18 protein-coding genes and 1 pseudogene are annotated in these 12,422 nt (G+C 38.5%); 1 reads left to right on the forward strand and 18 read right to left on the reverse strand.

The annotated features are described in order from the left end of the window. Positions 1–87: 87 nt before the first annotated feature. From AB5Z12_RS01800 to ltrA, 13 genes and pseudogenes are all read right to left on the reverse strand, one after another. The gene (locus AB5Z12_RS01800) at positions 88–246 is read right to left on the reverse strand and encodes a rubredoxin (RefSeq protein WP_005339874.1); all 159 of its coding nucleotides are present in this window, start codon (positions 244–246) and stop codon (positions 88–90) included. A 75-nt stretch (positions 247–321) separates the two neighbouring features. After that, a complete protein-coding gene (gene yaaA / locus AB5Z12_RS01805; RefSeq protein ID WP_118583128.1) occupies positions 322–1,068 on the reverse strand; it encodes a peroxide stress protein YaaA in 747 nt (248 codons plus the stop codon). Beyond that, complete coding sequence (gene bcp, locus AB5Z12_RS01810) at positions 1,068–1,523, reverse strand: thioredoxin-dependent thiol peroxidase (protein ID WP_195478322.1); 456 nt, start codon at positions 1,521–1,523, stop codon at positions 1,068–1,070. Before bcp ends, yaaA begins: the two co-directional genes overlap by 1 nt. Before the next feature lie 3 nt (positions 1,524–1,526). Then, complete coding sequence (locus AB5Z12_RS01815; protein ID WP_005421604.1) at positions 1,527–1,739, reverse strand: DUF6219 family protein; 213 nt, start codon at positions 1,737–1,739, stop codon at positions 1,527–1,529. A gap of 179 nt (positions 1,740–1,918) precedes the next feature. Next, complete coding sequence (locus AB5Z12_RS01820) at positions 1,919–2,347, reverse strand: hypothetical protein (RefSeq protein ID WP_024854725.1); 429 nt, start codon at positions 2,345–2,347, stop codon at positions 1,919–1,921. A 4-nt stretch (positions 2,348–2,351) separates the two neighbouring features. After that, positions 2,352–2,564, reverse strand: coding sequence for a sporulation initiation factor Spo0A C-terminal domain-containing protein (locus AB5Z12_RS01825; RefSeq protein WP_368357232.1), 213 nt, complete (start codon positions 2,562–2,564; stop codon positions 2,352–2,354). Positions 2,565–2,851: 287 nt separating this feature from the next. Then, complete coding sequence (locus tag AB5Z12_RS01830; protein WP_368357231.1) at positions 2,852–3,286, reverse strand: bacteriohemerythrin; 435 nt, start codon at positions 3,284–3,286, stop codon at positions 2,852–2,854. Positions 3,287–3,362: 76 nt separating this feature from the next. After that, complete coding sequence (gene rd / locus AB5Z12_RS01835) at positions 3,363–3,527, reverse strand: rubredoxin (protein WP_368357230.1); 165 nt, start codon at positions 3,525–3,527, stop codon at positions 3,363–3,365. 276 nt (positions 3,528–3,803) lie between these two features. After that, the gene (locus AB5Z12_RS01840; RefSeq protein ID WP_118583137.1) at positions 3,804–4,175 is read right to left on the reverse strand and encodes a hypothetical protein; all 372 of its coding nucleotides are present in this window, start codon (positions 4,173–4,175) and stop codon (positions 3,804–3,806) included. A gap of 259 nt (positions 4,176–4,434) precedes the next feature. Next, entirely contained in the window at positions 4,435–4,674 is a 240-nt protein-coding gene (locus tag AB5Z12_RS01845) for a hypothetical protein (protein WP_173770328.1), read from the reverse strand. A 12-nt stretch (positions 4,675–4,686) separates the two neighbouring features. Next, a complete protein-coding gene (locus tag AB5Z12_RS01850; protein WP_117594103.1) occupies positions 4,687–4,899 on the reverse strand; it encodes a DNA-binding protein in 213 nt (70 codons plus the stop codon). Between the two features lie 14 nt (positions 4,900–4,913). Further along, positions 4,914–6,100: pseudogene (locus AB5Z12_RS01855) on the reverse strand (DNA polymerase IV). Positions 6,101–6,234: 134 nt separating this feature from the next. Next, a complete protein-coding gene (gene ltrA, locus AB5Z12_RS01860) occupies positions 6,235–7,704 on the reverse strand; it encodes a group II intron reverse transcriptase/maturase (protein WP_173770327.1) in 1,470 nt (489 codons plus the stop codon). 826 nt (positions 7,705–8,530) lie between these two features. Here ltrA and AB5Z12_RS01865 point away from each other — a divergent pair. Next, the gene (locus AB5Z12_RS01865; protein ID WP_173770326.1) at positions 8,531–9,262 is read left to right on the forward strand and encodes an XRE family transcriptional regulator; all 732 of its coding nucleotides are present in this window, start codon (positions 8,531–8,533) and stop codon (positions 9,260–9,262) included. Between the two features lie 106 nt (positions 9,263–9,368). On the opposite strand, the gene AB5Z12_RS01870 is transcribed toward AB5Z12_RS01865, so the two are convergent. The 5 genes from AB5Z12_RS01870 to AB5Z12_RS01890 all read right to left on the reverse strand — a co-directional run bounded on the left by AB5Z12_RS01870 (position 9,369) and on the right by AB5Z12_RS01890 (position 12,393). Then, positions 9,369–9,704, reverse strand: coding sequence for a pyridoxamine 5'-phosphate oxidase family protein (locus AB5Z12_RS01870; protein ID WP_173717508.1), 336 nt, complete (start codon positions 9,702–9,704; stop codon positions 9,369–9,371). Between the two features lie 70 nt (positions 9,705–9,774). After that, a complete protein-coding gene (locus AB5Z12_RS01875) occupies positions 9,775–10,005 on the reverse strand; it encodes a hypothetical protein (RefSeq protein ID WP_173717507.1) in 231 nt (76 codons plus the stop codon). Positions 10,006–10,101: 96 nt separating this feature from the next. Beyond that, the gene (locus AB5Z12_RS01880; RefSeq protein ID WP_055263562.1) at positions 10,102–10,281 is read right to left on the reverse strand and encodes a transposon-encoded TnpW family protein; all 180 of its coding nucleotides are present in this window, start codon (positions 10,279–10,281) and stop codon (positions 10,102–10,104) included. A 224-nt stretch (positions 10,282–10,505) separates the two neighbouring features. Then, on the reverse strand, positions 10,506–11,837 hold the full coding sequence (locus AB5Z12_RS01885; RefSeq protein ID WP_173717506.1) for a virulence-associated E family protein: 1,332 nt from the start codon (positions 11,835–11,837) through the stop codon (positions 10,506–10,508). Then, entirely contained in the window at positions 11,755–12,393 is a 639-nt protein-coding gene (locus tag AB5Z12_RS01890; protein WP_173717505.1) for a CHC2 zinc finger domain-containing protein, read from the reverse strand. The genes AB5Z12_RS01885 and AB5Z12_RS01890 overlap by 83 nt, the downstream gene beginning before the upstream one ends. Between the last annotated feature and the right edge of the window lie 29 nt (positions 12,394–12,422).

Consider the following 12,422-nt stretch of genomic DNA (forward strand, 5'->3'; position numbering starts at 1 on the left):
ACACCAAGTTTGTCTACAGTCTGAAACCCTGTTGCTCACACGCACCAGGGTTTTTGTTTATCTAGCCGTATTTAAATAATCAGAATTTTATTCAACTTCTGAAAACTGATCTTTTCCAACATTACATAATGGGCATTCAAAATCTTCTGGAACGTCCTCCCACTTTGTTCCTGGTGCAATACCACCTTCAGGATAACCTTCCTCTTCATCATATTCCCATCCGCAAACGTCACATACATATTTCATTAGTTTGTTCCTCCTTCTATTATTATAATAATCAATATTACTGATTACCTTTTATTTAAAATAATCATTCAATCATCATTTTTTCCGTTCAAAAACATATTCTGCATCTGATGATAAATCAGAGCGGAATGAATAGCCTAGTCTATCAAATTTCTTAATATCCTCAGGATTTTCAATTCTGTTTTCAGCCATGAACCTAACCATTTCACCACGGGCCATCTTAGCATATGTACCTTTTGTCACCAGTTTATCTCCTGATAACTCACAAAATGTAATCGTAATGTATCTATCCTGTCGTGTCAGATATTTTTCTATGCACTTAGAGTATTCTTTCGATGCCAGATTGATTATAATCCTGCTGTTATCAATCACTGAGCGGTATAATAAATCTCCCCAGTACTCATACAGATTTTTTGTTTCTCCTATTCCAACCTTCGTCTGCATTTCCAAACGATAAGGCGTCACACCATCCCTTGGTTTTAACACACCATAAAATGCAGATATTATTCTCAAATGCTTTTGTACATACTCGAACTGACTGTCCTCAAACACGGATGGAGCCATATATTGAAAAGCAATTCCTTCATATGATAAGACAGCTGGGGTAAGTAAATGATAAAGATCCATGTTTTCCAATCTATTGAAGTTCTGTTCTGTAATTTTGTCATTACATTTCCAGATAGTCTTCAGTTCTTCTTTTGACTTACTTTTCAACCAACTTTGTATCTCTGTCGTCTTTTCAATAAATTCAGGCAATCCATCCGGCGCTATGCTGTCAGTATCTGTAATCATCTTTTTAGCAGGTGATAATATTATCTTCATTAATCTAATTCCTTGAGCATATTTTCAGGATCATCTGCAGCCTTGACTTTATCATTTGCCTTTATAATAATCCCCTGTTTATCAATAAGATATGTGGTTCTTACTACTCCCATAGAGACTTTTCCATAATTTTTCTTTTCTTTCCATACATCATATGCTTCAATAACTTTCCGCTCTGGATCTGCTAAAAGTGTAAATGCCAATCCATATTTTTCCTCAAATCTCTTATGAGAGGATACAGAATCCTTACTGACTCCAAGAATAACTGCTCCTTTTTCGGTAAACTGAGGGTATCGCTCAGAAAACCCACATGCCTGTTTCGTGCATCCCGCTGTATTATCCTTGGGATAGAAATATAAAATCACTTTTTTTCCTGTATAATCCGATAATCTATGTATTTTCCCATTTTGATCTGGCAACTCAAAATCCGGTGCCTTAACCCCTACTTCCAACATTATTTATCCCTCCCTTTCTGTATCTTTCTCTTTATTCGCCTTTTTCTTCCTATTCCCGGTAATCATTTTATGACCTGTATATATCGCCATTACCATACATAACATAGAACTTAAAGCAAAGTATTTGTGACTTGATTTTTGCTTTTTATATCCAGTGTAAAAAGTCCCAAGCATTGTGATCAATGCTCCTACTGACCAATATTTATGTGCTTTCATGTAATTCCTCCATTTTTTCAGTGTATTCAATTCTAATTATACGCTACCATATTCCTATGTCAATTTGATAATAGAACATTCCTATAAAATTTTTCAAAATATCATTGTCAAAACTATGTATTGTTATCCTTTAATTTTTCTTTGAAATAATTGACAAAAAGCTTGCTTTCAGGAGATTACTATTTAATCTCTTTTCCATCTATATATAGTTGAAATTTATCAGGATTATTGACAACATCATAGTCCTTTCCGTATTCTACAGGTCTATATTCGGCCGTCATTACCGATTCCCCGTCTTCAATATCTTCTTTCCATAAATAGATGTTCATATCAATGCTCGTCGCATATCCTCTGTCTGTGGAGAATTTTGTCGAATGAAAAGAATCATCCTTGTACATCTGCAAAAGTTTTCTTGCAAACGCTTCTCTATCCTCAATATCTTCCCTATTTGCGACCACGGTTATATTTTCATCCCGATTTACAGAAAAAGTTCCAACTACATCTGGTTCGCCTTCTTTATGACTGGATTCAAATTTCCCATAAATACTTCCTGCAGCAATTATCAAGATTGCTGTTCCTGAAATTACTGCAATTATCTTTTTCTTCATATTTTTAATTTCCTTTTAATTTTTTTACTGCGTAATTGATTACTTCTTCCGGTGTGGGCCTGTCTCCTTTAAGTGTCATTTTCTCCCATTCTTCCTGCACTGCCGGGTCAGGATTAACAAATCCTGCATCTATGGCTATCTGCATTTCTCTGCGTACTTCTTCTGGTGTTGTGTTATACTTTTCTGCAATCTTCTCATATATAGTTTTCTCTCTCATTCATTTTCCTCAGATATATAAGTGGAATTATATCTTGTTCTATAAAATCAATTTAGCATATTTCTGTTGGCATGAAAAGAGACTTTACAACTTAAAATTGGATAAAAAGGACAAAAAAAGAAGAACTGCTTGCTCTTCCCATATAGTAGTAGTAAAATAATATGTCATGCCAGCGCAATATATTACCTAGAATATCGCTATAACAGGAAAGGGGCTGCATTATGACAGCCCCTAGTTTACTTCATCACGTTGTCTACATTCTGAGTGAACTCGTTCCCTGGTTTATTTTAGCATCGATCTGGATTTTGTTTCATAAAGATAAATTTTGCCACAGAGCGGTCGTATGTTTTAATGTGTCCAAACAGCCAGTCGATTACATTTTTCTGTACAAGTTCACTGAACCGATCTGTTGGTCCTTCATACTCCTGAAGGTATTCATACAGTTCCTGAATTGTCTTTTTAAACTCTTCATGTTTTTCATAATGTTTTTCACGCTCTGGATAACCGGCTTTTTCCTGAAGTGCTTCTTCTTCTTTAAAATGAAAGTCAGTATACTCGTTAAGATAATCCAGAAGTTTGATTGCCTTTAGCTTGCTGTCGCCATTTTGACAGGCAATTACAAAGTTCTGAATACGGTCAATCAATTCTTTGTGCTGTGTATCGATTGTTTTATTTCCTGTTACTAAATTGTCATCAAAGGTAATGTTTAAATCGTAAGTCATAATTTGACCTCCATTTCTTTTATATGTTCTCTTAGGCTCTTTTAATGTCTGGCAGTTTCGTACCTGTATTTTCTGCTTAGTCTTCTACAGGAACGAAAACATCTTTTCCTAATCCGCAGATTGGGCATGTCCAGTCATCTGGAATATCCTCAAATGCAGTTTCTGAAGCGATACCGGCGTCTGGATCTCCTACTGCCGGATCATAAATATATCCACATGGTTCACATTCATATTTTTTCATAGTCATTTTCCCTTTTCAATGTCGATTTATTTTTGTTACCAAGTTCCTAGCAATTTTTCTAACACTTTGTTTCTTATGTATCTGTATTATACATGATAATTATTCTTTTGTCAATAATAGTAATTATTATTATTTTTGCACTTAGCATAAACTGATATTTGAATTGCACATTTACATATTGTATATATCATGGGAATAGTTGAATAAAAAAATGAACTCTATTCATTAAAGACAGAGTTGCTGGAAATTATTTCTCTCCAACAACTTTCTTCGTCTTTAAGTCCTTGAAACACAATACTGTCCAATCAGATTCATCCAACTGTTATATTTATTCTTTTCACATACCTTTCGACAAATTTCATTTTCCATCAATACACAGAACATCTTATCATAATCAAATGCCCAAACAGCACCATTCACATGGTTTTCCACTGCTTTCTGATCTATGTACTTTAAACGTGTGACCATTTTTTCAATTTCTCCATTTCTCAAGTTACCGATATTTTTGCAGATAAACCGAAAGAAATTCAACGTTGCATATTCGTCATGCCAATGGAACTCTTCTGGATTGTTTTTAATTTTACTGGCTCGCTGCTGTTCTTTGATTATCTGATCAGCTACACCTTTCATCGAATCTTCGTATCTCATATTACTCACCTACTCTTCCTCAACGCCCAGTGACGGTTTAAATCTTTTATCCTTTGCCTGCGGTACCACGATCTCATGATTTTGATGGGAAGCAATTACTTACTACAACTTGCAGAAGCGGATATCCAAAAGGCATTGTGGGAGCTGCCTTTGCTGACCGGAATCCATCTTCTTATGTAAAACCTGCAGGAATATAAAGGGAAAGTGACTATCCCTGCCGGTTAATAATCCAAATAATATCGTCTATACCTATCTCTCCTTATGCTGTTTTTCTCTCCATAAACCATTTATCCACTTCGTAAAACAAGTGGCTTTCCTGCCCCTGTATCATACAGGTGTACATCATTCCTACACCGCCTGCCTTTCTGCTGGCGCACCGCTCGATTTTCAAAGTTCTGTCAATGCTATACTTTCTTCCATCCTCCCATGTAAAAAATATGGGAACCAGCTGTCCGTCTTTCCGAAACTCTGCTACTACATCTACATATACTTTGTTCATGCCGACACCCCACTATAAAATCTCAATTGCTCTTGGCGATGCCGGGATTCTGCGGATATATCCATTTAACTCCAACTGTTTGATTCTGGAAAAAGCAGATGATGTTGATCTTACTCCGATCATTTTTCCAAATTCCCGTACTGTCGGCGGATATCCATGCTCCTTCGTATAATCCAAAATACACTGATAACTTTCTTTCTGTTTTCTGGTTAATGCTTTTTTCAAATCTATCCCTCCAATTACCCATGAAAATAACTGTGTGGATGGATCGTGTGCGTACCAGCGTCTAAGTGGGATAAGACTTTATCCTGATACATTGCCGCTCGCTGTATACTGAAATAACCAAACCGTCGTCTGATCTCATCTACAGTGCGATCCAGCTTCTCTAACTTTTCCTTTTTCTCCTGATTTCCAAATAAATCCAACTGCACGGGAATATCATCTAACACAAGACCCGCAGCTCGGATTCCCAGGCTTCTAATGGGATGTTCCCATTTGTAATTATCTTTAAATAGCTGAAATGCTGCAGTTACAATCTCGTTTGTAATATTCGTTGACTGTCGTAAATGTATCTGTCTGGAAAAACTATACAATCCATTATCTCGAACTGTAATTTCTACTGTTTTGCATTTAAATCCATGTTTCCGCAATCGTGCAGCTACACTTTCTGCCAATGCTATTTGAATGATCCAGACATCCAGATCATTTTCCAGATCTCTCGGTGTTGTAGTGCTATTACCTATCGACTTTACTGGTGCTTCATATCCTTCCTTGCAAACCGGATCTTCATCCCAGCCATTTGCGCCCATAATACATTTCCTATTTTTCCAAAATGACTCTCTAACAACTTTTCGTCTGATTCCGCAAGTTGCCCGATTGTCCGGATTCCAAGTTTTTGCAATTTCTTATTTGTCTGTCTTCCGACATAAAGCAAATCTGACGCTGGAAGCTGCCATATCCTGTCTTTATAATTTTCTCGATTAAACTCTGTGATTGCATCCGGCTTTTTATAATCTGAACCAAGTTTCGCATAAATCTTATTCCAGGAAATTCCAATACTTACCGTTACACCCAATTCGTATTTAATCCGATGGCTGATTTCTCTTGCAATCGTCATTCCGCTTCCTTTCAGATTTCTGCTGTCCGATACATCCAGCCAGGCTTCATCAATTCCATATGGCTCGATCTTGTCCGTATACTCCAAATAGATTTCTCTTGCCATCTGTGAAAATCTCAAATACAAATCCATCCGTGGTGGTACAAATATGATTTCCGGACAAATCTGTTTTGCCTGCCATAATGCCATTCCGGTCTTTACACCTTTTTGCTTTGCAATATAATTCGCCGTCAATACAATTCCATGCCTCGCTTCAGGATCTCCTCCTACAGCTAATGGCTTACCAGCATATTCTGGATGATAAAGCATTTCCACACTAGCATAGTCGGGTAAGAGAAGAGCATTACTGTCCTTCCCTCCCCTAAGAACCGTACGTGATAGTTTCCCATCATACGGCTCAAGCCTTATAAAGCCTATTGCTGCCACAATAAGCCGGTTGTATATCATTCGTATACAAATTTGAAATTGCTGTAGGATTTATTTTTGCGTTCAGCGAAGTATTCCATCCAAATTTCATCGTAGGGATTCGCTTCCGCTTTAATACGTGTAAAACGGGTAATGTTTGTGTCGGTTGCATATACTAATGCGAGATAATTATCCTCCGTCAGCTTTTCAGAGAAAGTCCAGCTACGGTTTCCGATTCTGTGGAAATATTTATCTCTTATCCATGCGGCTGGTTTGTTTTTATGTCTACGTCGGCACCATCTCCATAGCGCCTTGAATGTCTGCCAGTCCACATATCTAAATGCAACCGAAGATACGTTATACTTCTGAAAGTTCACCCATCCTCTGATAATAGGATTCAGGCATTTGATCAGATCGGATTGCTTGCCCGTTCGGAACTTCTTAATTGTTCCACGAATTTTACGCATAATTGATTTAACATTCTGTTTTGATGGTTTGGTAAGTAATTTATCCCCATATTTACGAATATTACAACCCAAAAAGTCAAATCCATCGTGTATGTTCGTAATAACTGTCTTTTCATCCGATAATTCTAATCCTCTTTCATGCGTGAACTCTTTTACTAAAGGTAGTACCTCGTTTCTTAATAGTTCCTCTGATGCTCCTGTAATAATGAAATCATCTGCATAGCGCACCAGATTTACTTTTGGATTTATCTGTCTACCTTTCGACCAATACCGTTTGAACTTATTCTTCAATAATCTTTCTAATCCGTCCAATACATAATTACACAGCGTCGGTGAAATAGTACCTCCCTGTGGTGTTCCTTGGTCAGTAGCATTGAGTTTTCCCTTTTCCACAAATCCAGCTTTAAGAAATTTGTGCAAAATTTCTTTGTCCATAGGGATATTCTTTTGCATCCATTCATGATTTATGTTATCGAAACATCCTTTTATGTCACCTTCCAACACCCATTCTGGTGCTGTTTTTCGAGCCAAGTCGACAAAACATTGCTCTATAGCGTCTTGAACACATCTGTTGGGTCTGAATCCGTATGAAGTGCCGTCTGCCAGAGTTTCTGTGACTGGTTCCAGTGCCATTTTGTGTAATGTTTGCATTGCCCTATCTTTCATTGTAGGAATACTCAGTGGTCTCTTTTTTCCATTTTTCTTTGGAATGTAGATTCGTCTGAGCGGTTGAGGTTGGTATCCTCTTCTCTGAAGTGTGAATATGGCGTTAAATTTGTCCTCATTACTTATCCAACACACGCCATCTACTCCAGGTGTTCTTTTACCCTTGTTTTCTGTTACTCTTTTTACAGCAATTGCTTTTGCATAAAACGAATGAGTCAGAGTCCATTGTAAGGATTTGATTTTTCCTACTCTGTTCTCCTTTACAGCCTTTGCAATACGCATCTGCAGTTTCTTAACCTCATATTCAGCTGTTCCAAAATCAATATCCTTCCAGCTCTTAATGTGATTTGAAGATGCACACGATTTCTCGTACATTTGCATTTCTCCTTTCAGAAATTCTGCTAATTCTCTTGCAACATAAGACCAGACGGAAGTCTGCCCCCTTTCGGGTGAGTATATTCTCTATCCTTCTCATTACAAGAAGGCATTCGCTTTCTCCGTCCTCCTTACCCGCACATCTATCGGTTTCCCTTACGGGTTACTTTCCGTATCTTTATGGAGATATACGGGCTTACCTTGTTCCACTACATTTATGCTGGTAGATTAGGCTCCACCTTTCTGCCGACGGTTCTATAGTCCGTGTGATGGCTGTTTCAACCCCCAACCAAACCGCATTCCCATTTTGGGCCAGGCCCAGCAACCTTTGGCCTGTTCGCGCATAACGGCATTTACCAGTGATTCAGATATCTTAGCCATTCTATCCCAGTCATCATCTCAAGTCAGTGTTGCTCTTACTTGTTCTTATCCTCACGGAATCAGTTCTACATCTCTGTAAAGATGATTTTTCATATCTCGTTTCCTCATAGCAGTTACCCGCTACTTTGTAGATATTAGACTCAACTGACGGAACAGCAGGTCTTACACCTTACGGTAAGACAATAAATGTAGTGACTTTCAAGTCACACAAAACAGTTCATATTACTATGCAGGATCACACGCTCACTCAAACTTTTCACCCCCCAGCTGTTTCCTTCAACATGATGTCTTATCAATTTTTGTATGCTTAGTATATATCGACATGCCGGAGATAATCAAGTAACATCCTGGTTGCATTTTCTCCATTTTGGAGATTATTGTTGATTTTATTTCTAACATACGGTATAATGCATATAGAAAATTCAAATGGAAATGAGGCGAACAAATGCGTGATTTCGGGGAAATATTAGCAGAAAATAGAAAAAAGAAAGGATACTCTCAATCAGATCTGGTAGACCTGCTTTCTCAGGAAGGTATTCAGGTCACTACAAAAGCAATCTCCAAATGGGAGACCAATGCACGAGAACCAGCTTTACATGTTTTCCTGACACTTTGCCAGTTACTTGATATCGAAGATATATATGAATCCTTCTTTGGAGAAAATCCATATAACATTATGAGTGGATTGAATGAAGAAGGCAGAAATAAATTGATTGAATTTGCTGATATTTTGAAAGCTTCTAAAAAGTTTTCTCCACTGTCTGCAAAGATTATCCCATTCTATCATCCGGTAGAAATTACCTGGGAACCAGTTTCTGCTGGTACTGGAAATTACCTGGAAGATTCTGTAAAAGAAACCTATGACGTAGGACATCTTGCTCCTGAGCAGACGGACTTTGGCGTACGGATCTCCGGTGACAGTATGGAGCCACTTTATCATACAGGCGATGTTGCATGGATTCAGAAAAAAGATTCTCTTGCTAATGGTGAAATTGGAATCTTCTATCTCAACGGCAATACTTACATCAAGGAATTACACGATGAACCAGATGGTGTTTATCTGATCTCTTTAAATCAAAAATATCGTCCTATCCAGGTTTTGGAATCTGACTCTTTTAAAATTTTTGGAAAAGTAATCGGGAAATGCAAAGGTGCAGAAATTCCGGGATTTCATTAGATTTCAACCGCAGGTTCATGATCCTGCTGATAACAATAAACAAAGGAAGTGATTGAATGGCAATCAATAATACACTAAAAGATATTCGTGAAGAACGGAATCTCATTCAAGCAGATTTGGCTGAAGCCATAGGTTCCTGCAGCCAGACTATCTTCTGTAATGAAGGATATGCATCAAGCATAGACTGTCTTGCTTCTACTCTGTCATCCTCAATCAGTTCACCAGCAACACGAAGCCACTCACCATTCTTAAAAGCACAGATTTCTGCCTTTGAATTTGCGTGTAACTGCTTTGATACCTCTTTGACTTTACCTGTCTGTATGTAAAGTTTTCCTTCAAAAATATGTGCTGTTCCAAAAGGTCTTACTCTTGGCTGATCGCCTTCTACTGTTTCTAAATAATATGTTCCTGCTTCTTTTAAAAATTTACAAACTCGTTCCATTGCTTAATCCTCCATTTTCCGAATAATTATTATCAAAAATTATGATTTTTCTCTGATCCATTACCTTGTCTTACGCATTAGCCAATATTATCTTCCCATAAATCGTATTCACATTTCCTTCTGCATCAGTATAAACAAGATATGCCCGGGCATACCAGGTTTCTCCTTCCTGTGCATTTTCCTTACTTAACGTATATCGATATGAGTTTCCATTCCATGCATTACCTAATACATATTTTGCTGTTGAATCATTAAATTCATCACCACTTGTACCGATATTTTTATCGTCCGTCGCAATCATACCTGCCTTATCGATGGTACAACCCTTAGGAAGCGTTTTGTCAATACAGAGAATGATAATTCATTAAAAAATGAGTTGTTTTTGTGGTGTACAGCCTTAGAAATTGCCTGCTGTCACTTCCTGACAGATTAAATTCTTCATTCTGTCCTCTATTGTTACCTTTTTTGCTTTGTTGAAGAACACCCCGACAAGGTAGGTAGTGTTTCCTATTCTCGCCTTGAAATTGCCACCATCAATATAATTTGCTTTATTTTCCGCTGTTTTCTCTTCCTGCATTCGTACCTCTCCTTTCCAAGATTCCCCCTACAAGGGACAGGTAACAAAAAAGGTAACATGACCGAAAAGACCTCTCAAATCACCCTACCTGTATCTGCTACCTGTGTTTTATTTATTTTTCTATTTTCTTGTTACTTTTGTTACCTACAAGAGAAAACCCAGTAAAATCAATACTTTCACTGGGTAACAGAACCAGTAACCAAAAGGTAACATCATCAATTCTGTTACTTGAATGGTATCTCTAATTCCAGTTGCTTCGGTACTGCCATAAAACCATCGCTGTCCGCTTTGTCGGGGATTCCCTGAGAGAAACCGGCACGAACCCAGCCACGCTGTTTGCCATAGACACCGAAATGCATGGCACCATCACTCATAATCCAGTCTGTTACCGAATTATTCATAATGTCGCAAATCTGTTTCAATTCAATTCTCTTTGGCTCATAAGCCCTGTGAAGAGCTTCTTTCCAAAGCATTTTGGAACAAACCCTGTCCCCCTTGAAATTATCAAGAAACGCAAGTATCATTCCTGCATCTGCATCTTCCGGCATGAACTGCTTCTGATAATCTTTCAGATACTCGGCTGATTCCCTGCTTAGCATAAGCCTGAACTCTCCTGACCTGTATATCTCCATAGCTTCCGCCCACACCTGCTCGATATACTTTCTTGAAAGCTCTTCATTTTTAAGAATATGGCACTCAGCCCTGTCTGGATAAACCATGACCGGCATAAATCGTCTATTGCCTGTTCTGTCGAGAGGAAGCGTGTCCATAGCGTTGGAAGTGCCACCAAACACGCACTGTCTCGGTCTGTCCTTTGGCTGTGTCTCATAAGGAACCTTGTAAATGTCGCTCTGTCTGCTGATGAATGACTTTATATCCTCAATGCTCCTTGCACTGGCTGTTGCTATCATTTCTGACAGTTCTATGATTAAATGCCCCTGCATCTTCCGGAACACATTTTCATCATCAAGTTTCTTCAAATCATCCGTAAACCATGAATCATTCATGGCTAGGAATCTGAAAAACGTTGACTTTCCGGCTCCCTGACCACCCACCAGAATCAGCATATATTCAAACTTCGTTCCAGGTCGGTATACCCTTGAAATTGCCCCTAACAGAAGGACTTTCATTGCTTCATAGACATAATTGTTCTGATCGGCTCCAAGGAAGTGATGAAGCACATCTTTGATACGTTCTTTCCCATCCCAGACCAGAGAACCTAGTTTTTCACGAATCGGATGATACTTATTTTCCATAGCAACCACATTGATAGCCGATTTTATCTTCTTTTCCGTTGTAAGGCTGTAATGTTCTTCAAGATACAACATGATATGGTCTATATCAGAATCTGTAAGTGCCGTACTCTCACGATACCACCCTAACCCCTTAACAATGTCGTTTCTGTCAGTCATCATGTTATAACGAATGGCTCCCTTGAACTTCGGGTCGTTCTCAAAGACTGTAACCACATTTCTAATGCACTGCTTCACAGCTCCTTTGTCTGTTGTGATTAACTGTTCCCTGATTCCTGCGATATTCCCTGACTCTTCTCTCAATATCTTCCACCCCCTTTCCTAAATCGTGTATCACTGCTTCCTTTTCATCTTCCGTACCCCACAGCAGGGTATCAAGCTGAAACTCAACCTTTTCCCGATTCTGCACAGCTTCCACATATCTTTCATCAATCTTTTCCATGCTTTCCGGTCTGAAATTCCGCTCCCATTCTTTCAGCAGATGAAGATAGTCGGACAGCACCCGATATGTCTTTGTTTTCGTTTCTTCAAGAATCTGCATTGGAGATTTCTCTCTTCTTACCGGCTTGGGCGGTGATCGCACCGAACTGTCATAGATAATCCCAAACTCGTCAGCTATCTGCATGGCTGCTTCTCTTGGTGACCGGTTATAATATTTAGCGACAAAATCAATCGCATCTCCATTTTCCCCACAACCAAAACAAAAATATTTTTTATCTGTCGGTTTTACTTTCATGCTCGCCGTTTTGTCCTGATGAAACGGACATCTGCACATGTTATTTCGATTGAAAACAATGCCTGCTCTCTCCATGACTTCCCTTGCGGTCACTCTTTCCTTTACTTCATCAAATACTCCCATACAATCCTTTCCGGACAATAAAAAAGCAT

This window comes from Ruminococcus sp. RTP21358st1_G6_RTP21358_211008, from assembly GCF_040908885.1.
Classification (GTDB): domain Bacteria; phylum Bacillota; class Clostridia; order Lachnospirales; family Lachnospiraceae; genus Blautia_A; species Blautia_A faecis.